General features: G+C 47.5%; 21 protein-coding genes. 18 read left to right on the forward strand and 3 right to left on the reverse strand.

Going from position 1 to position 23,945, the window contains the following annotated elements; translation table 11 throughout:
* Positions 1–30: 30 nt before the first annotated feature.
* From rlmN to spoVM, 7 genes are all read left to right on the forward strand, one after another.
* Positions 31–1,071: a 23S rRNA (adenine(2503)-C(2))-methyltransferase RlmN gene (gene rlmN / locus MKY73_RS09370; RefSeq protein WP_036614609.1), complete on the forward strand. Its 1,041-nt coding sequence runs from the start codon at positions 31–33 to the stop codon at positions 1,069–1,071.
* Positions 1,072–1,078: 7 nt separating this feature from the next.
* Positions 1,079–1,855, forward strand: a complete 777-nt coding sequence (locus tag MKY73_RS09375) for a Stp1/IreP family PP2C-type Ser/Thr phosphatase (protein ID WP_339235676.1) — start codon at positions 1,079–1,081, stop codon at positions 1,853–1,855.
* Positions 1,852–4,065 (forward strand): Stk1 family PASTA domain-containing Ser/Thr kinase, encoded by a 2,214-nt coding sequence (pknB, locus tag MKY73_RS09380; protein ID WP_339307049.1) that lies wholly within the window; start codon positions 1,852–1,854, stop codon positions 4,063–4,065. Before MKY73_RS09375 ends, pknB begins: the two co-directional genes overlap by 4 nt.
* A 61-nt stretch (positions 4,066–4,126) precedes the next feature.
* On the forward strand, positions 4,127–5,035 hold the full coding sequence (gene rsgA, locus MKY73_RS09385; RefSeq protein WP_339307054.1) for a ribosome small subunit-dependent GTPase A: 909 nt from the start codon (positions 4,127–4,129) through the stop codon (positions 5,033–5,035).
* Between the two features lies 1 nt (position 5,036).
* Complete coding sequence (gene rpe, locus MKY73_RS09390) at positions 5,037–5,696, forward strand: ribulose-phosphate 3-epimerase (protein WP_062835352.1); 660 nt, start codon at positions 5,037–5,039, stop codon at positions 5,694–5,696.
* A gap of 3 nt (positions 5,697–5,699) precedes the next feature.
* Entirely contained in the window at positions 5,700–5,951 is a 252-nt protein-coding gene (locus MKY73_RS09395) for a hypothetical protein (RefSeq protein WP_105410212.1), read from the forward strand.
* A gap of 167 nt (positions 5,952–6,118) precedes the next feature.
* On the forward strand, positions 6,119–6,199 hold the full coding sequence (spoVM, locus tag MKY73_RS09400; protein ID WP_019424875.1) for a stage V sporulation protein SpoVM: 81 nt from the start codon (positions 6,119–6,121) through the stop codon (positions 6,197–6,199).
* 193 nt (positions 6,200–6,392) lie between these two features.
* Here spoVM and rpmB read toward each other — a convergent pair whose 3' ends face one another.
* Positions 6,393–6,581, reverse strand: a complete 189-nt coding sequence (gene rpmB / locus MKY73_RS09405; RefSeq protein ID WP_017687459.1) for a 50S ribosomal protein L28 — start codon at positions 6,579–6,581, stop codon at positions 6,393–6,395.
* Between the two features lie 636 nt (positions 6,582–7,217).
* Between rpmB and MKY73_RS09410 the strand changes: the two genes are divergently transcribed.
* The 10 genes from MKY73_RS09410 (at position 7,218) to glsA (ending at position 19,062) form a co-directional block, all read left to right on the forward strand.
* Positions 7,218–9,029: a DAK2 domain-containing protein gene (locus tag MKY73_RS09410; RefSeq protein WP_339307056.1), complete on the forward strand. Its 1,812-nt coding sequence runs from the start codon at positions 7,218–7,220 to the stop codon at positions 9,027–9,029.
* Positions 9,030–9,105: 76 nt separating this feature from the next.
* Positions 9,106–9,969 carry a DegV family protein gene (locus MKY73_RS09415; protein ID WP_339235667.1) on the forward strand — a complete coding sequence of 288 codons (864 nt, stop codon included), beginning with the start codon at positions 9,106–9,108 and terminating at the stop codon, positions 9,967–9,969.
* Positions 9,970–9,979: 10 nt separating this feature from the next.
* Positions 9,980–12,025: an ATP-dependent DNA helicase RecG gene (gene recG / locus MKY73_RS09420; RefSeq protein WP_339307058.1), complete on the forward strand. Its 2,046-nt coding sequence runs from the start codon at positions 9,980–9,982 to the stop codon at positions 12,023–12,025.
* Positions 12,026–12,139: 114 nt separating this feature from the next.
* Positions 12,140–12,427 carry a stage VI sporulation protein F gene (locus MKY73_RS09425; protein WP_278299015.1) on the forward strand — a complete coding sequence of 96 codons (288 nt, stop codon included), beginning with the start codon at positions 12,140–12,142 and terminating at the stop codon, positions 12,425–12,427.
* Between the two features lie 927 nt (positions 12,428–13,354).
* A complete protein-coding gene (locus MKY73_RS09430; RefSeq protein ID WP_339308539.1) occupies positions 13,355–15,016 on the forward strand; it encodes a sensor histidine kinase in 1,662 nt (553 codons plus the stop codon).
* 10 nt (positions 15,017–15,026) lie between these two features.
* Complete coding sequence (locus tag MKY73_RS09435; RefSeq protein ID WP_339307059.1) at positions 15,027–15,818, forward strand: LytTR family DNA-binding domain-containing protein; 792 nt, start codon at positions 15,027–15,029, stop codon at positions 15,816–15,818.
* A 180-nt stretch (positions 15,819–15,998) separates the two neighbouring features.
* The gene (locus MKY73_RS09440) at positions 15,999–17,234 is read left to right on the forward strand and encodes an OFA family MFS transporter (protein WP_339308541.1); all 1,236 of its coding nucleotides are present in this window, start codon (positions 15,999–16,001) and stop codon (positions 17,232–17,234) included.
* Positions 17,235–17,332: 98 nt separating this feature from the next.
* Complete coding sequence (locus MKY73_RS09445) at positions 17,333–17,512, forward strand: hypothetical protein (RefSeq protein ID WP_339307060.1); 180 nt, start codon at positions 17,333–17,335, stop codon at positions 17,510–17,512.
* On the forward strand, positions 17,499–17,981 hold the full coding sequence (locus MKY73_RS09450) for a GNAT family N-acetyltransferase (protein WP_339307062.1): 483 nt from the start codon (positions 17,499–17,501) through the stop codon (positions 17,979–17,981). Before MKY73_RS09445 ends, MKY73_RS09450 begins: the two co-directional genes overlap by 14 nt.
* 139 nt (positions 17,982–18,120) lie before the next feature.
* Entirely contained in the window at positions 18,121–19,062 is a 942-nt protein-coding gene (glsA, locus tag MKY73_RS09455) for a glutaminase A (protein ID WP_339235652.1), read from the forward strand.
* Between the two features lie 212 nt (positions 19,063–19,274).
* Here glsA and MKY73_RS09460 read toward each other — a convergent pair whose 3' ends face one another.
* Complete coding sequence (locus MKY73_RS09460) at positions 19,275–19,616, reverse strand: YolD-like family protein (protein WP_339307063.1); 342 nt, start codon at positions 19,614–19,616, stop codon at positions 19,275–19,277.
* On the reverse strand, positions 19,613–20,857 hold the full coding sequence (locus MKY73_RS09465; protein WP_339307065.1) for a DNA polymerase IV: 1,245 nt from the start codon (positions 20,855–20,857) through the stop codon (positions 19,613–19,615). Before MKY73_RS09465 ends, MKY73_RS09460 begins: the two co-directional genes overlap by 4 nt.
* Before the next feature lie 845 nt (positions 20,858–21,702).
* On the opposite strand from MKY73_RS09465, the gene MKY73_RS09470 reads away from it, so the two are divergent.
* Positions 21,703–23,928, forward strand: coding sequence for a hypothetical protein (locus tag MKY73_RS09470; RefSeq protein WP_339307067.1), 2,226 nt, complete (start codon positions 21,703–21,705; stop codon positions 23,926–23,928).
* Positions 23,929–23,945 lie beyond the last annotated feature (17 nt).

Consider the following 23,945-nt stretch of genomic DNA (forward strand, 5'->3'; position numbering starts at 1 on the left):
AGAAAAGAAGGAATAGGTGTTGACAACAAAATGAAACCTTTTATATATGATTATTCTCTGGAACAATTGCAGCAATGGGCTGTGGAGAATGGGGAGCCGGCGTTTCGCGGTGGTCAAATCTTTGACTGGATTTATGTAAAACGCGTGAATGATTTCAGTGAAATGACGAATCTGTCCAAGCCATTGCGTGAGAAGCTGACAGAGCAATTTGAATTCGTAACGCTTAAGGAAATTACAAAGTTTGAATCCAAGGATGGAACGGTTAAATTCCTTTTTGGTCTGCATGATGATCATGCCATTGAGACCGTAATTATGAAGCATAACTACGGGAACAGCATCTGTGTAACCACGCAGGTTGGATGTCGGATTGGTTGTACGTTCTGTGCATCTACATTGGGTGGACTCAAGCGTAACCTTACGGCTGGAGAGATTGTTGCCCAGGTTGTACAGGCTCAGAAAATTCTGGATGAACGCGGCGAGCGTGTCAGCAGCATCGTGATTATGGGTTCGGGTGAACCTTTCGAAAACTATGAAGCAACGATGACTTTCCTGCGCATTATGATTCATGAAAAAGGATTGAACATTGGTCAGCGCCACATCACGGTATCCACGAGCGGAATTGTTCCGAACATCTACAAGTTTGCAGATGAAGATACACAGATTAACCTCGCCATTTCGATTCATGCACCGAATGATGCACTTCGTTCGAAATTGATGCCGGTTAACCGTCGTTTTCCTTTTGAAGACGTAATGGAGTCCCTTCGTTATTATCTGGCCAAAACAGGTCGGAGAATTACGTTTGAGTATGCACTGATTGGTGGCGTAAACGATCAGCCAGAGCATGCAGCGGAACTGGCAAGTGTGCTTAAGAACATGTTATGCCACGTGAATCTTATTCCGGTTAACCATGTACCTGAACGCAAGTACGTAAGAACATCGAGAAGCGACATTTTCAATTTTCAAAAGATTCTCTCGGAACAGGGTGTTAATGTAACCATTCGTCGTGAACAGGGACATGATATTGCTGCCGCTTGCGGTCAGCTTCGTGCAAAGCATATGGAGTTGAGGTGAGAACGTTTTGATCAAAACAGTTCATGTGAGCCATATCGGACGAGTGCGTTCGGTGAATGAAGATTCAGCCTGGATTCGTAATCTCGATACAGGATATATTCTGGGTATTGTTGCCGATGGCATGGGTGGACATCTTGCAGGGGATACGGCAAGCCGCTTGGCAGTGGAGACGTTGGTACAAGATTTGGGAACACTGGAACCAGGTCTGTCACATGCGTCTCTGTCTGCAGCTCTTAGCGATGCTATTTTGCATGCCAACGAAGTTATCTTCCGCACGGCATCCACAGATGACAAGTATCACAACATGGGAACAACCGTGGTTGCGGCATTATTGAACGATACGGAAGGTGTTATTGGACACATCGGGGATAGCAGAGCCTACAAAATTGCGAACAAAGCTGTGATCCAGCTAACCGAGGACCATACACTGGTGAATGAATTGTTCAAAAACGGTCAGATTAGCAAAGAGGATGTGTCCCATCATCCACGTCGCAACGTGTTAACTCGTGCACTTGGAACAGATGCCGAGGTGAAGGTAGACCTGGATACCGTCAAGCTGGAGGAAGGCGAAGTTCTTCTCCTGTGCAGTGATGGTCTCAGTAACCTGGTCAGCAATGAGCAGATTATTCAGGTTGCCGGTAATCTGGAACTGGCACTAGAAGATCGTGCAGACCGACTGCTTCAGTTGGCTTTACTTGCTGGTGGAGACGACAACATCACGGTTGCCTTGTTCGAGTTGCAGAAGGATGGTTCCGTGGATACGGAAACGGGGTGTGAGTCATGATTGGGCACCAGCTAGGCGGACGCTATGAAGTGATTGAGCGTGTCGGCGGTGGCGGCATGGCTCTTGTGTACAAAGCCCAGGATCTTCTGTTGAACCGGAATGTAGCGATTAAAGTTCTAAGACAACAGTTTGTGCATGACGAAGAGTTTATTCGCCGTTTCCGCAGAGAAGCACAATCGGCAGCATCACTGTCTCATCCGAATGTAGTTAGCATTTATGACGTGGGGCAGGAAGATGACGTTCATTATATTGTCATGGAGTATGTGGAAGGCAAAAACCTGAATGAAATTATTAAAGAGCGTGCGCCTCTGCAAGTGGACGAATCGGTCCGCATTGCTTCACAGATTGCAGATGCTCTTGATCATGCACATCATAATCAAATCATTCATCGGGATATCAAACCGCATAATATATTAATTGGCCGAAATGGCCGCGTGAAGGTAACGGACTTTGGGATTGCCCGTGCAGTTACATCTACAACGATTACGCAGACGGGTTCAGTAGTTGGTTCTGTACATTATTTCTCACCGGAACATGCCAAAGGCATCGTTACTGGTGAAAAATCGGACTTATATTCTCTTGGGATCGTACTTTACCAAATGCTCACTGGGCAACTTCCGTTTCTGGGTGAAAGTCCAATCAGTGTGGCATTGAAGCATTTGCAGGAAGAGTTCGATGAACCACGCAAATTCAATCCATTGATTCCGCAAAGTGTGGAAAATGTCATCTTGAAATCCATGCGTAAAAATCCGCAGGAACGTTATCAGTCGGCCAAGGAAATGCAGACTGATCTGGAAACTTGCCTGATGCCGGAGAGACGTAATGAAACGAAAATTGATTTTCCGGATGAGGATGATATAGACCAGACCCGCGTTATGCCAGCGATCAAGCCTGAACCGCGCGGAATTACGTCGACGGGTACGGTGCCAGTGATGGAGTCTGACGAAGAAACTGGCAAGGGTAAAGCGAAAGCTAAGAACTGGAAAAAACCAGCATTACTCATTTCATTAACCGTTCTTATTCTAATCGCCATGGTGGGCGTTGTATGGTATGTCAAGGGTATGCTGGTTGTTCCTGAAGTTACCGTGCCTAACGTGATCACCCAGACAGAAGAAAAAGCTCGCGAAATGCTTGAGGAGAAAGGACTCGTCGTCAGTGATGAGGTCATCCGTCTCTATCAGGAGGGTGTCGAACCCGGTATTGTCTTTGACCAGAGCAGAAAAGAAGGCGATGTCGTCAAAGAAGGTTCTGAGGTCCAACTCAGTGTGGGTGCAGAAAAAGAACTGGTGAAGATGATTGATGTCAAACAGGAAACTTATGATGAGGCTGTCAAGAAGCTGACTGCGCTTGGCATTAAGGAAGATCAGATTCAGCGGAAAGATGAATTCTCTAATGATGTGCCTTCAGGTTCTGTTATTTCCCAGACACCGGGTGTCAATGAGGAATTCGATCCAGAGGCCGTTCAGATTGAGCTAACCGTAAGTAAAGGCACTGAAACGGTCAAAATGCCTGATTTGAAAAATTTAACCCGCAGTGAAGCCGAAGAAAAACTGAAATCTGCTGGACTTGTGCTTGCTCAGGTGCAGGAAGAATCAAGTTATACGGTGGATCAGGGGAAAGTGACACAGCAATGGCCTGTGGAAGCGGGCGCAGAGGTTAGTCCTGGCGATAAGATTACAATCTTTATCAGTACTGGGTACCCGCCTGAAGCGCTGAAATATCCGTTTAATATCAATGTATCACCCAAAGAAGATGGAAAAAACAGTAAAATCCGTATCACATATGAAGACGCACGCGGCAAGAATCAGGAATGGGGAACACGCACGGTGAACTCAACCCAGACCTTGACCATTCCGCTCGTGCTGGCTCCAAATGAAAATGGAGCTGTGTCTGTATATCGTGATGGACAGTTCCTGGATACGTATCTTGTCTCCTACAGTGAAGCCAAAAACGGAACAGTGAATGTACCTTCCATTGACCCTGAACAAAACACACAGACGCCGCCAGAAAATGAGCCTGATCCAGGGCAAGGCAGCGTAGATGAGGGCAGTGTTGACCCCAATCAGGAAGGCGAGCCTGAGTCCACACCGGCAGACGGTGAAAGTGACAACGTTGATGAAGACACTTCTGCCATGAATAATGGTAAGGGACACGGCAAGGAAAAAGAAAAGAAGAAGAAGGAAGTCGTTAACGCATCAAGCCGTCCATAAGGGCGGCTTATGCTGGCGTCTGGATTAAATGTACCATCATCAAAAGGAGGGCGACGGAGCTATGCCAGAAGGTATCATCGTTAAAGCGCTAAGCGGTTACTATTATGTCATGCCAGTGGAAGACAACGGGGTTCCTTCGGTTGAAGGTTCCGCCGTTCAATGTCGAGCCAGAGGTATCTTCAGAAAACGGGGAACATCACCGCTTGTAGGTGACCGCGTCAGCTACATGCTGACGGAGAATGGAGAAGGAACGGTAGATGAAATTCGGAAGCGTCAGACGGAACTCATCCGACCTCCGGTAGCCAACGTAAGTTTGGCTGTTCTGTTGTTCTCGGTGAAAGAACCGGACATGAATCTGAATCTGTTGGACAAGTTCCTTGTTCACATCGAGCAGGCTGGTCTGGATGCTCTAATTGTGCTGACCAAACAGGATTTGGCTGATCCAGCCAAAGACACGGTTGCTGAAGTGAAAGCATTGTATGAACAGGTTGGCTATGAAGTGATCTCCACAAGTTCACGTACCGGCGAAGGCAGTGAACTGCTCAGAGATCGTCTCGCTGGCAAGATTAGTGTATTCTCTGGTCAATCCGGTGTAGGCAAGTCGTCCATGTTAAATGCATTGATGCCCGGGCTGACGCTGGAGACGAGTGCAATCAGCATGCGTCTTGGACGAGGGAAACACACCACCAGGCACGTAGAACTTATCCCCTTGGATAATGGTGGATTTGTGGCGGATACGCCAGGGTTCAGCCAACTGGACTTTCTGGAGATTGGTGTGGAGGAACTCTCCACGTGTTTCCGGGAATTCGCCCAGTTTGCAGATCAGTGCAAGTTCCGGGGGTGTACCCATACCCATGAACCAGGTTGTCGTGTGCTCGCGGCCAAGGAGGAAGGTCTAATCTCCGAAAGCCGATATCAGCACTATGTGCAGTTCCTTACCGAAATGAAAGATAAGAAGCGGAGGTATTAACATGATTAAAATTGCCCCATCGATATTATCAGCTGATTTTGCCCGCCTTGGTGCGGAAGTTGCCGAAGCCCAAGCTGCAGGAGGAGACTGGATCCATGTTGACGTTATGGACGGTCACTTTGTCCCTAATATTACGCTTGGACCTGCGATTGTAAAGGCGATCGCACCGCATACAAGCTTGCCGCTCGATGTGCACTTGATGATTGAGAATCCGGAACGTTATGTTGAGGAATTTGCCAAAGCGGGTGCAGCAGTCATTACCGTGCATGCTGAGGCTTGTGTGCATCTGCACCGCGTTATTCATCTGATCAAGGAGCAGGGAGTCAAGGCAGGAGTTGCCCTTAATCCGGGAACGCCAGCGTCTGCCATTCTTGAAGTACTGGATGATGTGGACATGGTTCTTGTGATGACGGTCAATCCTGGATTTGGCGGACAGGCTTTCATCTCAGGTACCATGAACAAAATCAAGCAAATTCGTACCTGGTTGAATGAAAAGGGACGTCATGATGTACATATCGAAGTGGATGGCGGAATTGCTGCCGACACAGCCCCGCTTGTGGTGGAAGCTGGAGCAGATGTACTCGTTGCCGGTAGTGCCGTATTTGGACGTGAAGATCGTGCTGCAGCGATTTCTGAAATTCGCCGTAGCTACGGAGGCTAATTGATGACTCTTAAGGAGACGCTGTGGACGATGGCTGCGAGTCTCGTAACGGGACTTGTGCTTGCTCTGTTTGCGGTTATTCAGTCCCCGTATAATGCCATTACGTCATTGATCGGGGTGGGTGTTGTTATTATGTATTTCCGCAAATTTGATCGTACGGGACATCGGGTTACTTTTGTTATCTTCGGCATACTGTATTATCTAATGAGTGTTTTCATGATCGCTGCCTATCAATATATTCCTACCCAAACGTAAATGACCTGATCTTCGGGCTTGTCATTGTGGAATAGGGATCGATGGTTCCGCATAAATATGGTTACATGAGCAGGTTTCTCATGTAGCCTTTTTTGTCGTGTTTGAGGTAAAGAAGGCCTGAAGCATAGGATACGGCGGACGCATGAGCATGATGGGGAGGGTGAATTATGAAATTTTACACATTCAAACTGCCGAAGTTTTTGGGAGGGTTTGTAAAGGCGATTCTTAATACGTTTCAAAAGAACTGATCTGATTGATAAGGTAACAGGGAATACCGCCGCTTGGCTCAGGCTAATCTGGAATTCGTACCTGCGAAGCGCCATGCGGCGGCCATTCACATGTTCATGAGTGTATTCAAGAATCCCTTTTTTGAATACCAAAAAAGCACCTGCAAGGAACAAGGTGCTTTTTGCTTACCCGATTTATAGTAGCTTTGCGTGATTATACGCGAGTCACTTTACCGGCTTTCAGTGCACGGGTGCTTACGTATACACGTTTTGGTTTGCCGTCAACGAGAATGCGGACCTTCTGAACGTTTACGCCCCAAGTACGACGGTTACGGTTGTTAGCGTGGGATACGTGGTTACCGGTGCCCGGTTTCTTACCTGTCACATAACATTTGCGAGACATAGATTACACCTCCTATCCTAAAATAACCAGTTGCCTTCAGAAACGAAAAGTCATTCCATAAGGACTAAATTGTTCTTCCTGATCATAAAGATCAGGCTTCAGTAGCTAATGGCGTTGTTTAAGCCGGCATGACCGGATCATTTCCATTACTTAACCTGCATAAAACAATACTTGAATATAATATCATAATCAAAAAAGCTTCGTCAACTGATCCAAAAACTTTATTTATTTCTCCTGCCTAATATAGTACAATGTTGAGTAGTCCATAATACAGTGGTGAACAGGCTGTTGCCGCGAGGAAGTCGGAGAATACACCGTACCTAGAGGTCGGTGGTCTGCTTTTTGGCAACGCTGTGAGCTGCGGCATTCCATCATTGGCACCAGTCTCCACGCGGCATTCATGCCGGCTCTTGATACCGGTGCATATCCGTATGCCCCGAAGTTAGGGGTGCAGAGAGTGCAGGATATTGGTAGCCCGGCCGCCCAGACCGTTAATCCGGCTGACATGTTGTATTGTATGCCTGTGCCGGACAAGGTATGGACGAAGAATAACGCAGTCCGCGTTAGCGCATGAACAGACCAGACACATCTTGGTGCAAGGTGTTCGTGTATCAAGCTAGGAAGGGGAATTCTCACTTGAGTATACGTTCTTTAAATGGAACAGATTTCACCGCTATGGTACTTGCCGGAGCGGAACAACTTGGACAGCATGCAGAGCACGTCAATTCCCTGAATGTTTTCCCTGTGCCGGATGGTGACACGGGAACGAACATGAATTTGACAATGAGTGCAGGAGTCGCAGAGATTAAAAGAAAAAGTTCTGCCTCCATCGGCGAAGCTGCCGGTATTCTATCGAAAGGCCTGCTTATGGGCGCACGGGGGAATTCAGGAGTTATTCTGTCGCAATTGTTCCGTGGTTTTAGTCGTTCAGCTGCTCCCTATGAGGAACTGAATACGCTCCAATTTGCAGCAGCCCTGCAGAACGGTGTTGACGCAGCTTACAAAGCAGTCGTAAAACCCGTTGAAGGGACCATTCTTACCGTAGCCAAGGAAGCGGCGAAACATGCCAACTACTACGCAAGACGGACGAATGATATTACTGAATTAATGAATGAAGTTTTGTTAAAAGCAAAAGAAGCACTGGCCATGACTCCGGAATTGCTTCCTGTACTGAAACAGGTGGGTGTTGTGGATTCAGGTGGTCAGGGGCTTGTATATATCTACGAGGGCTTTATGGAAGTATTGCTGCAAAGTGACGGTGTGAATCGTACTTCGCTGAACAAAGAAGTAACTCCATCCGTGGCAGCATCTGCTTTGAAACCGGCTGCACCGGGAGAAGTGGATATCAAGAAGCCTGCACAGCAGCAGGTGATTGCGCCTGAGATGCCATTGTCTGCGCAGGCGAGATTGGAAACGGAGGATATTGAATTCCTGTATGATATGGAATTCTTCATTAATCGTGAGCTTGGAGAGAACGCAGGAGTGGCATTTGATGATGAGGCATTCCGGAAAGCGTTGTCAGTTAATGGTGATTCGATCATTATCATTGCCGATGATGAAGTTATCAAAGTTCATGTCCATTCCAAAACTCCAGGCGATGTGTTGAATCTGGCACTGCATTATGGTGAGATTACACAGATTCATATTCTCAATATGCGTGAACAGCATCGGGATCTCCTGACAGCAGGCATGGATATTGCTCCATCACCTGAATTGTTTGCAGAGATTCCACCTGAGGCAGCACGCAGTATGGAAGAGGCTGTGCTTCCTGCAGATGAGATGGCACCGTATGGTTTTATTGCGGTATCCTCCGGTGACGGTATTGCAGAGATTTTCCAAAGTCTTGGCGTCGATGTTGTTCTGTCTGGTGGACAGACGATGAATCCGAGCACGGAGGATTTTGTAAAAGCTGTTCGCTCCATTGCTGCGGAGCAGGTATTCATACTCCCGAATAACTCGAATATTGTACTGGCTGCGGAGCAGGCACGTGAACTGCTTGAAGATGAGCGCCGAATTACGGTTATTCCAAGCAAGACCATTCCACAGGGAATGGCTGCTGCTTTTGCATTCCAGGAAGATGAGTCTGCGGAAACGAACCGTGACCAAATGTTGGAGGCCATCAGCCGGGTACAGTCCGGTCAAGTAACTCATGCGGTTCGTGATACGCAATATGATGAATTGGATATCAAGGCGGGACACTATATCGGTATTCATAACTCCAAAATTGTAGCGACGGATGAAGTCATGCTTCAAGCATGTGAAGGTCTGCTCAAGCAGATGATGGAGAGCGGAGATGAAGTAGTGACGATCCTTGAAGGGGACGAAGCTGACCCTGAGGTTACTGCTGCCCTCGCTGCATGGCTTGAAGTAGAGTATCCTGATGCTGAGGTAGAGGTACATCGTGGAGGACAGCCTGTGTATTATTATTTGTTCTCCGTAGAGTCCTAATAAAGGTTGTTCAAAACGTCTCTTGTTGAGTTTTTGAACAGGTACCAATAGCACTCTGGCGAAGAGGAGGAGAGTCATGAGCCACAAGGTTGCGATAGTAACAGATAGTACGGCGGATATTCCCGAAGAACTCATTCGCAAATACGGGATTCATATTGTTCCGTTGCGCGTTCTGTTCGGTGAAGAGACTTATGCAGATGGCGTTGATCTGACTTCGGAACAGTTCTACGAAAAATTGAAGAAGGTTTCTGTGTTGCCTACAACTTCACAGCCTTCTCCAACTGATTTCATGAATGTATATCAATCACTTCTGGATGAGAACCCGGAACGCCCGATTGTATCCATCCACCTGTCATCCGGCATGAGTGGTACCTACCAATCGGCCATGCTTGGCAAGTCTTTGCTGGAGCGTGAGGGTGACATCACCGTGCTGGATTCGAAGTCAGCATCGTATGGATACGGTCTAATGGTGGTACAGGCTGCTGAACTTGCCGAACAGGGGAAGTCAGCAGTCGAAATCGCTGCTGCTATTGAAGAGATGCAAAAATCTCGTAAATTGTTCTTTCTCGTGGATACCCTTGAGTATCTGCAAAAAGGCGGTCGGATTGGCAAAGCTTCAGCCATCTTGGGAACGTTGCTTAACATTAAGCCGATCCTGTCTATTGATGAAGAAGGCGTTATCTACGCAGTTGAGAAAGTCAGAGGTCATAAAAAGGCAATGGCACGTATTATTGAGCTGTTCCAGAAGGATCTTGCAGGCAAACGGGTTAACCTCGCGGTAGGTCATACCGCTGACCCGGGATCAGCGATCGCTTGTGCAGAGCAGCTGCGTGGTCATTTTACAGTGAATGAAGTGATCTATACCAATATTGGAGCCGTAATTGGCAGTCATGTTGGACCTGGTGTCATTGCGATCTTTATGTGGCCTGTTCCGGAATGAGGGATTAGACATGAAATTGGAAGAAATATCTGTTAAGCAAATTAACGGCGTGAGTGCTCTCAAAGAGGGAGAGCTTCACGCCTTTGGCATCTCTACTGTTAAAGACCTGCTTGAATATTATCCGTTCCGTTATGAGGACTATCGTCTGCGTTCGCTTAGTGAAGTGAAGGATGGGGACAAGATTACGGTCCAGGGACAGGTGATGGGCATTCCTGTATTACAACGATACGGCAAAAAGTCCCGTCTCACCTGTAAGATCATGACGGAAGAGTGGATGATTACAGCTACCTGGTTCAATCGCCATTTTCTCAAAGAACAGCTTACGCCCAATCGTGAGATTGTGATTACGGGGAAGTGGGAACAAAAACGCATGCAGATGACAGTTACCGACTCGGAGTTTCCCGATAAAGGCGATGGGCGTTCAGGTACACTGCAACCTGTATATTCGGTCACAGGCAAGCTGACGCAACAGTGGATGCGCAAAACGATCAATCAGGGATTAATCCAATTCGGAGATATGATTCCCGAGATTCTGCCCCAGTCCTTGATGAGGAAATACAGCTTCATGCCGCGAAAGCAGGCGATTGCGGGAATTCATCGTCCACAGGACAACCGGGAAGGCCAACAGGCCAGACAGCGGATGGTGTATGAAGAGCTGTTTCTGTTCCAGCTGAAAATGCAGGCGTATCGCGCGCTCAACCGGAATCGGATGGATGGTGTGGTACATACCACGGACAATACAACGATTCGGGAGTTTGTACGCAGTTTACCATTTGAACTGACAGATGCTCAGAAAAAGGTGGAGCTTGAAATTCTGCATGATATGCGTTCGCCTTATGCAATGAATCGGTTATTGCAGGGTGATGTAGGATCGGGTAAAACGGTTATTGCGGCAATTGCGTTATACACAACTGTCCGATCCGGTTTTCAAGGGGCTCTGATGGTGCCTACAGAGATTCTGGCGGAGCAGCATATGCGTTCACTGCAAAAGCTGTTTGAACCGTTTGGGGTAACTGTAGGCCTGTTAACAGGCAGTGTGAATGGGCGTAAACGTAAAGATCTGATCGCCTCGTTGCAAATGGGCATGATGGATATCGTGGTCGGGACACACGCCCTGATTCAGGAAGATGTTTTCTTCCGTGATCTGGGTCTTGTGGTGACGGACGAGCAGCATCGCTTCGGGGTGAATCAGCGCAGCGTTTTACGACGCAAAGGATACAACCCGGATGTGTTAACGATGACGGCTACGCCAATTCCACGGACACTTGCGATTACGGCTTTTGGGGATATTGAGGTATCCACGATCTCAGAACGTCCGAAAGGACGGATTCCGATCTCCACGTATTGGGTCAAGCACGATATGATGGAGCGGGTGCTCGGGTTTATCTCCCGAGAAGTGGATCAGGGGCGTCAGGCCTATCTGATCTGTCCGCTCATTGAAGAGTCGGAGAAGCTGGATGTGCAGAATGCGATTGATCTGCATGTGCAGATGCAGCAGAACTTTCCGAAATATCGTGTAGGTCTGCTGCATGGACGGATGACGGCTGCGGAGAAAGAAGAGATGATGCGTGACTTCTATAGCAATGATATTCAGCTGCTCGTCTCCACCACCGTTGTGGAGGTCGGGGTCGATGTGCCGAATGCCACGTTAATGGTCATTATGGATGCGGACCGTTTCGGTCTGTCCCAGCTGCATCAGCTTCGTGGTCGGGTTGGTCGTGGGGCCCATGCATCCTATTGTGTACTCATTGCTGATCCCAAGACAGAGGTCGGACAGGAACGTATGAAGGTCATGACGGAAACGGAGGATGGATTCGAGGTATCTCGTCGGGACCTCGATCTCCGGGGTCCGGGTGATTTCTTTGGTACCAAACAGAGCGGATTGCCCGAGTTCCGTCTTGCTGATATGGTTGCCGATTTTGCTGTGCTGGAACAAGCCCGAGATGATGTATCCCAGTTGATTGCGGAAGTAAATTTCTGGACGTCTATGGACTATGCACCTTTGCGTGATTTCCTACAGCAACAGCAAGTATTTAAGGGTGATCTGATTGACTAAAGCTTGCTTTGATAGCTGGTTTTTCATATTACCTTTGTAAAAAAAGACAAGTGTACAAGCCCTTCCGACATATGAATAAGAAGTGAGTTCATTTTTTGGGAGGTGCTATACGTTTTGGGTTACCAACAATATGGAATTAGTCCGCAACTGGTGGAGCGGATCAAACTAAAGATGAAAAACCCCGCTGTCAAAGAGCGTATCAAAAAGTTGATTGATGGGGTGACCAAGTCTGATCTGCAAGATAAGGCCAAAGTCAGAAGGCTGGTCAAGTCTTCCGCAGTCATTATGAATGAGAATTTTTCTGCGGCACAGGAGGAGCAGTTTGTTGCGTTTGTACTCGCGCAGAAGATTGATCCGAACAATACGTTTCATTTGATTAAGCTGTGGGGGATGTTTAGGTAGGGATTCGATGTAATGTTGGGTGGGATAAAATGAACTACAGGGTGTTACACGTGACCACTACGAGTGCAGTACCATCTTCCGATCGCTGTTATCCCCGGATTTTTTGGATTCCCTTTCTAAAGGGTAAAATCCGGGGATAAAGGCGCACGCTTCGCTTCTTCAGATTGGTTCTGCACTCTCCGTTACTGTGTAGCTGGAGTTCATTTTATAAAACCAAATTACATGAATGATTGTTTGGTAATTTAGTAAGGGGTGTTCCACTAGTCATGTATGACATGATGGAACACCTTTTTTGTGGTGGAGAGCAGTTGGGATGATGGAGGTTTTAGTTGGCATTAAATGGAATTTTTTATGTAATTTTATCTGCTGAACTCTTACTTTGATCAGGAAAAGAGCTGAGGAATATTAAAGTTATGATTAAAACTACAATGATAATGCTATTGGAAGGCAATTCTTTCAGGATGTAGTCTTGCACAAGTAAGACCAGGATAGAAATAAATAGAATCATTTGCAGGACAAGCTTTGATGAGCGATCCGGATCGTTGGATCGTCTGGAGACACCATATAGGATAAGCCATATTAGACTAAAAAGCAGAAGTGAACCTAGGAGTATAATGGCAAGCATGCTTGAACACCTTTCTGTAATTAATTTTTGACCAATTGGAATAACATGACAAGTCATTAATTATATCATAGGAATTTCTGTATTTGTTGATTTTATGGAAATATGAAGGGATCGTTGACCTTTACATATGACTCTTTTTATGATTTTCACAGGATGTACTTTGCTTTCCTATAGGGGGAGCGGTAAACTGTTGCATACGAGTTGTGTGAATCAGGCTTAATTTATAGATCTTGTGGCGGATTGGCATTACAATGAGACATACCTTTTATTTTCAGACAGATGTGGAGGAAGTACGATTGGAAATGTTTACGATGCTGCTGGGTTTATTTGAACGAGCGGCGCTGCTGATTATATTTTTATTCTTTCTGTCGAGGGTGCCGAGGTTCAGGCAGATTCTGCAAAAGGGGAAATTAAGGTGGCAGGAGTCTATTGCGGTTACCTTGTTATTCTGTGCTTTTGCCATCTTCGGGACATATACGGGCATTAATGTTGAAGGTTCACTGGTGAATGTACGGATCATCGCCGTGTTATCGGGTGGTATTTTGTTTGGAGCGCCTGTGGGTATTATTACGGGGATAGTCTCCGGGTTGCATCGGTATTTGATCGATATGGACGGGGTCACAGCCATACCGTGTCTAATCACGAGTATCCTTGCAGGTCTGGTCTCCGGATATATACATAAGTATACGGCCAAGCCTAAGCGATGGATTATTGGTATTGGTGCAGGTATGATCTGTGAAGCGCTCACGATGTTACTGATCCTGCTATTTTCCTATCCCGATCCATTGGGTGCAGATATTGTTTCCAAGATTGCGCTGCCTATGATTCTGGGTGAAGTCAACATTGGGCTAATTGTGCTCCTGGTGCAGAGTGTTGAAGGGGAAAAGGAAATGATTGCGGCTCGTCAGGCGAAGCTCGCGTTAGAGATTGCCAACAAGACCTTGCCTTATTTTCGATCGATTGATGAGGATTCTCTGCGCAAAATCTGCCGTATTATTCAGGAGGATATTCAGGCAGATGCCGTTGCGATCACGGATACCCGGAATGTACTAGCATATGTAGGATTTGGTGAGGAACGATATCATATTGGCAATGAAATTATAAGTGAGATGACCAAGAAGACGATATCCAGCGGGGAGATTACAATCAGTAATGATGTCATTGATGAGAAAACACCGGATATCCACTCGCTGTTAATCATTCCGCTCAAAGAACGAGGAGACATTACAGGTGCACTCAAAATCTATTATCGCAAAGCCTATAAAATTACGTATCCTTTGCAAACGATGGCCGTAGGTCTGTCGCAGATCATCTCAACCCAGATGGAGGTATCGCGGGTAGAGGAGATCAAGGCTGCTGCCAACAAAGCGGAGCTACGCGCATTACAGACAACCATTCACCCTCATTTTCTGTTTAATGCGCTAAATGCGATTGCTTCGTCCATCCGCACCAAACCGGATCGTGCTAGGGAGCTGATTGTGAATCTATCCGGGTACATGCGGTACAATCTGGAACTGTCGGATGAGTTAATTGATATTCATAAGGAACTGGAGCAGGTCCGTAATTATGTAGAGATTGAGAAAGCGCGTTTTGGCAGCCGACTGAATGTAATCTATGAGATTGATGAGGTCGCGGTGCATATCCCGAGTCTTGTCATTCAGCCGCTCGTCGAAAATGCCATTATTCATGGCATTCTCAAGGTGAAAGGACCTGGGACTGTTCGAATTCGGGTACAGGATTATCCGGATTTTGTGCGAATCAGCGTCAGTGATACAGGAGCAGGTATCAGTGCAGATATTATTGAACGGGTCTACCATGACCGTATGCCTGGTAACCAGATCGGGCTGTATAATGTGCATCGCCGGGTCAAGCTTATTTACGGACAAGGTGTAACCATTACACGGCTGGAACAAGGAACCGATATTTTATTTGATGTGCCCAAAGGAGATGTCGTAACAAGGTGATGATGGATCAATGAGAGCTCTTATTGTGGAAGACGAGATTCTGGCAAGCGAGGAATTGAATTATTTAATTCAGGAACATAGTCACATTGAGGTGGTGGATCGCCTTGAAGATGGGCTGGATGTACTGAAATTTTTACAGGAACAAGAAGTTGACGTCATTTTCCTCGATATCAATATTCCCTCGCTGGACGGCATGATGCTGGCCCATCATATTGGGAAGTTTGCAACCAAACCCTATATTGTATTTACTACGGCGTATAAGGAACATGCAGCAGAAGCCTTTGAATTGGAGGCGTTCGATTATATTCTGAAGCCTTATGACGAGAAGAGAATCGCTGCGATGCTCCATAAGCTGGAGATGGCTTTCAAGCGTGATACGCAGATGGAGCAACATGTTGAGGATGGACCAGCCCCTATGGAAGACGGATCTGCTGCGCACGGTGAACTGGTACGAGATACGAATTCCCATACGAACAGAAGAATTAATCTGCTGCGGAATGACAATATTATTGTTACGGATACGGCAGATATCTACTATGCGGAAGCGCAAGAGAAAGTAACGAAGGTATATACCAAAAATGGGGAGTTCACCATGCCAGTGAGCATATCGGATTTTCACAGCCGTCTGCCACAGGATACGTTCTTTCGCTGCCACCGTTCGTACGTTGTAAATCTGTCGCAAATCCGTGAAATCGTGCCTTGGTTCAACAATACGTACCTGCTTCGCCTGCGCGATCTGGAAGCTGAAGTGCCCGTGAGTCGCGGGAAGGTCAAAGAGTTCAGGCAACTCATGCGCATCTAGAAGCATTTCATTCCGCATCTGATGCAACTCATGCTCAAAACGGTGTAATGAATCCCCTTTCATGTATGATTACCTTGTGAACGCATTCATGTATATGACATCGGCAAAGGGGAGATCACGATGAAAGCAGCTATTTCATCCGCTTCATCAGCACCTACATCAACAATTACACCTACAAAAATGAACCGCTGGCTTATTGTTTTGGGGACTATCATTGTACAAATGGGTCTTGGAACCATCTATACGTGGAGTTTATTCAATCAACCGCTGTCTGATCGTTTCGGATGGGACGTCAGCTCGGTCGCGATAACTTTTTCAATTACCAGTTTTGCTTTGGCATTTGCCACATTGTTTGCAGGGCGGTTGCAGGAACGTTGGGGTCTTCAGCGCCTGATCCGTGTGGCCGGGGTTGTGCTTGGGCTGGGTCTTATTCTAAGTTCCCAAGTCTCTTCGTTAACTCTGCTGTATATTTTGGCTGGATTTGTCGTTGGTTTTGCAGATGGTACGGCGTACATTACGTCGTTGTCCAATCTGATCAAATGGTTCCCGGAACGTAAAGGTCTGATCTCGGGGATCTCAGTCGGAGCTTTTGGTACCGGTAGTTTATTGTTCAAATATGTGAACTCGGCGTTGATCGGGGCCGTTGGTCCTGCTCAGGCATTTATGTACTGGGGCATTATTGTTCTGGTTCTGGTGGTTGCCGGATCATTCCTGATCCGTGAAGCGGTTGTTCGTGAACAGGCTCCGGCAAGCAAGAATGGCCCGAAACAAGTGGTGGCGCGTCAGGACTACACGGTGAAAGAGATGCTGCGTACAAAAGAAGCGTACATGTTGTTCGTTATTTTCTTCACGGCGTGTATGAGCGGTCTTTATCTGATCGGTATTGTCAAAGACATCGGTGTACAGCTTGCAGGTCTAGATGTAGCTACAGCTGCCAACGCAGTGGCCATGGTTGCGATCTTTAACACGGCAGGACGTATTATTCTCGGTGCGCTGTCGGACAAAGTAGGACGAATGAAAGTCATCGCTGGTGCGCTGCTGGTGACAGCTGTAGCTGTCATGACACTTAGTCTGGTTCCATTGACCTTCGGGATCTTCTTCGCCTGTGTGGCGGCCGTTGCATTCTGCTTCGGCGGTAACATTACGGTATTCCCGGCGATTGTGGCTGATTACTTCGGACTGAAAAATCAGAGCAAAAACTATGGCGTGATCTATCAGGGCTTTGGATTTGGTGCTTTGGCAGGATCATTCATCAGCGCCCTGCTGGGCGGGTTCCATCTAACCTTCATCGTGATTGCCGTACTCTGTGCAGTCTCCCTGTTGCTCGCACTGATCATTACCCCTCCAGGTCAAGGTCGTCGTGCACGTCAACGTGAAAAACAGATGAACCTTAAGCCTTCATCACGGGCAAGCTAATAGCATGCATTGGAAGCACAGAACAGAGAATATTTCTTCATCTTAAAAAGCAAATTAAAAACAAAGTAAACAAAGCGGTCTCCAAATGAGACCGTTTTTTGGTATCTACTGTTGCCAAATTGCTGACCAGACTGTTGGCCTATTGGACCATCTGGCTGCCTGCAAGTGGGGTACCTTGTGTGCATTCCATCATTCGCTTCTGTTATACTCTAGGTGAATTCAACAACACCAAGACCAAGTTATGTACCCCAGAGGAGGCATATCATGAAATTCATTAAATACACACAACCTGATTTTGACGATTATTACGCATTGGTTTCCAATACGGAAGTGATGAAACAGATTACAGAAAGGGCAATACCGGAGCAAGAGGCGAGAACGCAATTCGAATCCATGCTGGAGTTTAATGAACGTTCCACATGTGGACATTACCGAGTATTCAGTGAAGAAGGTGCGGGAGTAGCCTATGCCAAACTGATTCCAGATCAGACAGACCCGAATCGGGCTGAAATAGGTTATATGATTCTGCCCGAACATTGGGGCAAAGGCCAAGGCACATCCATTGCGTCACGGTTGATTATCCAGGCACAAGCCGCAGGGATTGGATCGCTCTATGCTGTTATCGATCCGTCTAACGTCGCTTCCCGCCAGATTTTAACCAGACAGAACTTTGTATCCACCTGGACAGGTGATTATGATGGTCTTCCTGGTGAGATTTTGGAGTTAGATCTTCAAATGAAGCGGTAAAGTAACTGTTCTGCGGGTAATCAGACATATGAGGCATCTTGCATGGGATGGATGGAGCTCTTTGCTCATTAATGATATGGGCGCTCACCATGCACATTTCATGCAAGAGGTACATATAGAGATGTGGAGGAGATGACATATGAGCAATACAACCATGGAGCGTCTGAATGATTTACTGCCGGAGTGGCTGGAGACCAGTCGGTTGCACACAGGGCAAGGTAAAGTCGCTTCTTATATCCCGGAGCTTGTCAAAGCTTCTCAGGATGAGCTGGGTATACATATCATGGACGCCGAAGGCAATCATGTGTCGGCAGGGGATTGCGGTGTGCCATTTACGATGCAAAGTATCTCCAAAGTCTTCACCTTAATTCTGGCCTTAATGGATCATGGAGAAGAAGCAGTCTTCTTTAATGTAGGAAAAGAACCTACAGGCGATGATTACGACTCGATGATCAAGCTCGAGCTGGTTGAACCCGGAATTCCGTTCAATCCGTTGATCAATGCCGGCGCGATTACGGTGTCCTCCCTCATTGGAGGAGATTGCAAAGAGGAGAAATCACGGCGAATCCTGGAGTTCTTCCGTAGGCTCGCGCATAATGATCAGTTGGGTTATAACGAGGATGTATTCAAGTCCGAGTCGGAGAGTGGTCACCTGAATCGTTCACTGGCATATTTCTTGAAGCATAATGGTGTGATCAAGGATGACGTGGAAGATGTACTTGCCGTGTATTTCCGTCATTGTTCCATTGAAGTGACCTGTGCGGACTTGGCACGAATGGCGCTGGTTCTGGCTTACGATGGGACCGATCCGATTACGGGTGAAGAACTCATCCCTCGTCGGTATGTACAGATTGCGAAAACCTTCATGACGACCTGTGGGATGTACAATGCGTCAGGTGAATTTGCCATTGAAGTTGGCTTGCCCGCCAAAAGTGGGGTATCCGGAGGGATTCTGACTCTGGTACCGGGACAGTTCGGTATTGGAGTGATTGGACCCGCTCTGAATCGCAAAGGTAACAGCCTTGCAGGCGTGCATCTGCTTGAGCGTCTGTCCAAGGAATTCGACTGGAGCTTTTTCTAAAAAGTTTTCTAAAAAAAAGCCATACCCTTATAAGTAGCCGATGAATCATGTATCCGATATTTTACTTCTTTTGAACGAAGTGAATGGCCCGGGTATGTTTTGTCGGCTGCTTTTGGTATTCATCAGGATGTGTAGGAAGACAGTCCTGAATGTAACGACTAAGGTGCACCTATCATGGAGAATCCACAACACTGGGGTAGGTATAAACGCCCTCAGTCATTGGCTTGGGCCACATCTGTAATGAGGTTCATCTGAATATCCCGGGACCCGTCTTCCATCCGTAGTCTGAGGGTCCGGGCAGGACGGTCCAGCCGAAGCACTTGGCCGGTGTACCGAATATCGTCATGTTCGTGAAACAACGTAATGGTGACCCTATATCCAAGCATCATTGAGTTGCTGAGCAGACGGGACATTTCTTCCGCGGCCTGGGCATCCAGGGATGGGCGGGTGCGGGGAGCAAGTTGTTCCTGATGAAGTATGTAGGCTTCCCGGTGTTCGGGGAGCATCATGCGTGAGGACTCGAAGATACCGTTTTGCTGTAATTTTTTACTCATTTATAATGACCTCCAATTTTATGAGAACGTTCATGGGCTTGCGCGGACGAGCAGAGGGAGGATGCCCGCATAATGGCGGTATCTCCGTACCTGCGCTTGATATCATCTGTCGCACGTTCCAGTTCTCTTTTGCGTTCGCGGTCATCGAACCAGGACAGCTGCACTTCGGAATCGGGTACAAGTCCGGTCAGTGACACGCTGATGCGGCGGATGGGTAATCCGTCCCAATGGCGCAGGAACAGAGCTGCTGCTGCATCGTATACTTCATCCGTAATGTTGGTGGGTTCATTCACCTTCATCTGGCGGGAGAAACCGGTTGGCCGATCATAATCCTGTCCGCGACATCCAACCGAGACGACATGACCCATGAGTGATTTGTCCCGGGAACGTCGACTGACGAGTTCCGCCAGTTCAAGCAGTACTACCTTGATATCTTCCCATGAGTCATAGTCCCGGGGCAGTGTCATCTGATGTCCAATTCCCTGCTGCTGATGAGCATATGTCCCGGGTTTGACCGGGGAATCATCGATACCGCGGGCGATACGCCATAATACCTCGCCATTCACACCCCAACGTTCTCTCAGTCGGGATAGTGGAGTCTGGGCCAGATCACCGATCGTATGGACCCCCATCTTATAGAGATGCTGAGCCATGCGGGAACCAACCATGAACATGTCTCGGACGGGCTTCTTCCAAATGGTGGACGGCAGATCTTGGCGAGGCAGCGTGCAGATGCCATAAGGGACTTTTTTGGCATACAGGTCACAGGCCATCTTGCTAACGACCTTGGTATCACTGATGCCGATCCGAATGTATACACCCGTCTCCTCCATCACCTTGGATTGTATGTTGCGAGCAATCGTCTCGGGGCTGCCGAACAATTCCAGACTTCCGGTTACATCGAGAAACTGTTCATCAATACTATAGGGTTCTACCAGATCGGTGTAAGACTGAAGGATGCGTGTAATATGAAGGGACACCCGAATGTACTCGGCCATCCGAGGGCGTACAACCACAACATCCGGACATTTGGCGAGTGCTTCGCCTAGTCGTTCTGCTGTCGTAATTCCATAGGACTTGGCGAGTGGACAGGCTGCGAGAATAATCCCCGAACGGCGCGCCGGATCTCCCGCAACAACGAGGGGGCGGTCTTTGTATTCGGGATGTGCAGACTTCTCCACACTGGCATAGAATGACTGGCAATCGGCCAGCATGATGACACGTCTGTCTTGGCGGGGCATAAGACTTCTCTCCTTATCCGTGATGCTGTGCTCTTCTGTTATCTTCATTTGAGTATCGATAATTAACAGTTTATTTACAGTATGGAACAAGTGTTCTTGTTTTATAAGCATATCCGACAATTCGAAATGCGGCAACCGGAATTATTTTGCAAATTGGACACAATTGCCCTAAGACCATATTAGAGTCAGTAATTAGGAAATAAGATGTGCTTTTTTACATTTAATGTGAGTGATCCATGACTTGAGGGTGATGACCGGGCGTTCATTTAGGTTTTTGTAAAAGGGTTATAAATGGGTACAGTCCTATAGAGGGGGACTGATGTCCTTTTTTGGTTTTCTGCACTTTTCAGAAAACCTTGATGTGACGCGGAATATCGCTGATGCGTTATCAGACTATAGTATCAATTTTGTAATCTTTATGGTTAATACTGTAAAAACGTCCGCAACTTTAAAATATAACTCGCGTTTAATGGGGTATGCGTTCTAACGACAAACGTTGCCTGTACCCGCGTTGCACATAACAATAAAGGTTCCAGAATTGCAAGGTCAGCACGGTATCCAAACCATGCGATTCAAGCAGATATTAGTGTTCGGGAATCAGACGTACCCTGAAGGCTTTCGGGTACCCGTTGATGGCGCTTTTTACGAATCATGGGCAGAATGTTCCATTTCATGTTTGCTTCCATCAGCCTAGTTACAAATGCAGAGTCTTAGCGCTATAGTGAGAACTACACCGCTGACATCTCTACCAAGCGGACATCCGAAGCGGAATGATTCGTAAACTTCATGTTGGACCATTCGATGTTGAAGCAGGATGATATTAGAGAGGTGAGCAATCTAACGACATGAGCAGACAAAGACGAAGACGCTGGTTATTAACGGTGTTGACAGGCGCAGTGGTGGTGACCGGCGGGATATTTGCCGGATGGCACTATATGCAACCCAAGCTTGTTACGTACACAGCGGAGAACGGCACGGAGATGAAATTCAAGACCGATGGAGACCGGTTCATGGAATATGGGTCGGATGGAACGTGGAGGGAGATGTTCGTCAAAGGTGTCAACCTGGGCGCAACTTCACCCGGACATTACCCGGGAGAATTCCCGCTGACCAAAGAGGATTACTTGCGATGGTTCCAGCAGATTGAGGATCTGGGAGCCAATGTAATCCGGGTATACACGGTTCACGAACCGATTTTCTACACCGCATTGGTCGAATATAACCGTGGACGGGAGCAACCGTTATATTTTATACAGGGAATATGGTCACCTGAAGAAGAGTTGATTGAGAAGCAGGATGCCTACGCGGCCCATATTGAGCAGACGTTCAAGCAGGAGATTGAAAAGGCCGTATCTGCTGTCTATGGCGATGCGGACATTCCGGCCAAGCAGGGAGAGTCCAGCGGCAAATACAAGACAAATGCAGGAAAATATCTGATGGCCTGGCATGTGGGTACGGAATGGGACCCGGCGATGGTAGACAACACAAACGAGAAACATGCGGACGTGCCGCAGTACAAGGGAGTTCATTTCTCGGCTACGCCAGAAGCATCACCGTTTGAGAACTGGCTCGCAGAGCTGCTGGATCATACGGCGGTACTGGAGAAGAAGTATGGATGGGAGCATCCGATGACCTTCACCAACTGGGTAACGACCGATGTGCTGGATCATCCCGGCGAGCCGCTGTATGAAGAGGATCTCGTCAGTGTGGATGCCCGGCATATTCAGCCTGAGGGGTGGCAGGGAGGTTATTTTGCAGCCTACCATGTGTACCCGTATTACCCGGATCTGTTCCATATTGATAAAACGCTCCAAACCATCAAGGATGAGAATGGCGAGTACAACACGTACAAAAGTTATCTGCGCAAACTAAAAGCCGAGTTTTCCGATATGCCTGTAATGGTTACGGAGTATGGCGTACCTTCTTCTCTTGGTATTTCCCATCTGGGTATGGGAGGCCGGAATCAGGGTGGACATAACGAAGTAGAGCAGGGAGATATTGACGCGTCACTGACGCAGGATATCTATGATGAGGGATATTCGGGAGCCATTGTGTTCATGTGGCAGGATGAATGGTTCAAAAAAACATGGAACACGATGCCACTGGAAATTCCTGCTGATCGACGTGCATATTGGCTGAACGTGCTGACAAACGAGAAGATGTTTGGTCTGCTTGCCATGGACCCGGGTAAACAGGAACAGTTGACCATCGATGGAACACTGGATGATTGGCAGGACCTGAAGGATGAAGAAGTCACCACCTGGCAGGGCCAAGTGGATGGCATTCAGGAAATGAAGATGACCCATGATGAAGCCTATCTGTATATTGGGCTGACCTTGGATCAACCTTTTGACCCGGATAAGACAGTGCTGCGAATTGGCACAGATACACTTGCTGGAGGCAGTCAGCCTGATACGTTACTCCCTGGACGGACGCTCAGTGATGGTCTTGAGACGGTGATTACACTGGGACAGGATGAAGAATCTCAGGTGGAGATTGCCAAGGATTATGACTTCAATCAGCGTCTGTACGGCAAGGAAGGATACGACATGCTGCCAGATCAGCAGGCAGACTCATCAGATCCGTTCCACCCATGGAATCTGGCAGTCAGCCTCAGGATGACACCGCCGGATACCCGATCTGCTCATCCATTCATGAATGAAAAGGTCGGAACTTTGAAACGGGGAACGACAGCTCCCGGTCAGTCCGACACGGATTCGTTAACGGCATGGCAGTATAACGGCAATCAGGTGGAGATGCGAATTCCCTGGATGTTACTTGGGTTCGGTGATCCGAGTTCACTGCAAGCGATTGACTATGGACCGCTCAAGAATGGACGTGAGTTCTCCACAGTTGCTGTGGAAGGTGTCACTCTCATTCCATGGTTAACGGACCGCGCCACGAAGAAAGTATCTTGGCCTGGGGGTGAACAAACAACCCTGGATCTGAAGACTTTGCCGGTATATAGCTGGCAGCCTTGGGAGCAGGTGCAGTATAGTGAACGGCTGAAGCTTAGCTACGAAAAAATGAAGAAGAGCTACGATAAAATTCCTAGTTTTCAGATCGAATAAATGAGTATAAAGGAGGA

The sequence above is a fragment of the Paenibacillus sp. FSL R5-0519 genome (assembly GCF_037974275.1).
Classification (GTDB): domain Bacteria; phylum Bacillota; class Bacilli; order Paenibacillales; family Paenibacillaceae; genus Paenibacillus.

Bases quoted from the DNA above. Each gene is read 5' to 3' on its own strand.
- rsgA (WP_339307054.1), top strand. From the start codon at position 4,127: ATGCCAGAAGGTATCATCGTTAAAGCGCTAAGCGGTTACTATTATGTC.
- MKY73_RS09460 (WP_339307063.1), bottom strand. From the start codon at position 19,616: ATGAGTAAAAAATTACAGCAAAACGGTATCTTCGAGTCCTCACGCATG.
- MKY73_RS09440 (WP_339308541.1), top strand. From the start codon at position 15,999: ATGAACCGCTGGCTTATTGTTTTGGGGACTATCATTGTACAAATGGGT.
- recG (WP_339307058.1), top strand. From the start codon at position 9,980: ATGAAATTGGAAGAAATATCTGTTAAGCAAATTAACGGCGTGAGTGCT.
- MKY73_RS09465 (WP_339307065.1), bottom strand. From the start codon at position 20,857: ATGCCCCGCCAAGACAGACGTGTCATCATGCTGGCCGATTGCCAGTCA.
- spoVM (WP_019424875.1), top strand. From the start codon at position 6,119: ATGAAATTTTACACATTCAAACTGCCGAAGTTTTTGGGAGGGTTTGTA.
- rpe (WP_062835352.1), top strand. From the start codon at position 5,037: ATGATTAAAATTGCCCCATCGATATTATCAGCTGATTTTGCCCGCCTT.
- rlmN (WP_036614609.1), top strand. From the start codon at position 31: ATGAAACCTTTTATATATGATTATTCTCTGGAACAATTGCAGCAATGG.
- MKY73_RS09435 (WP_339307059.1), top strand. From the start codon at position 15,027: ATGAGAGCTCTTATTGTGGAAGACGAGATTCTGGCAAGCGAGGAATTG.
- pknB (WP_339307049.1), top strand. From the start codon at position 1,852: ATGATTGGGCACCAGCTAGGCGGACGCTATGAAGTGATTGAGCGTGTC.
- glsA (WP_339235652.1), top strand. From the start codon at position 18,121: ATGAGCAATACAACCATGGAGCGTCTGAATGATTTACTGCCGGAGTGG.
- MKY73_RS09395 (WP_105410212.1), top strand. From the start codon at position 5,700: ATGACTCTTAAGGAGACGCTGTGGACGATGGCTGCGAGTCTCGTAACG.
- MKY73_RS09430 (WP_339308539.1), top strand. From the start codon at position 13,355: ATGTTTACGATGCTGCTGGGTTTATTTGAACGAGCGGCGCTGCTGATT.
- MKY73_RS09470 (WP_339307067.1), top strand. From the start codon at position 21,703: ATGAGCAGACAAAGACGAAGACGCTGGTTATTAACGGTGTTGACAGGC.
- MKY73_RS09415 (WP_339235667.1), top strand. From the start codon at position 9,106: ATGAGCCACAAGGTTGCGATAGTAACAGATAGTACGGCGGATATTCCC.
- MKY73_RS09450 (WP_339307062.1), top strand. From the start codon at position 17,499: ATGAAATTCATTAAATACACACAACCTGATTTTGACGATTATTACGCA.
- rpmB (WP_017687459.1), bottom strand. From the start codon at position 6,581: ATGTCTCGCAAATGTTATGTGACAGGTAAGAAACCGGGCACCGGTAAC.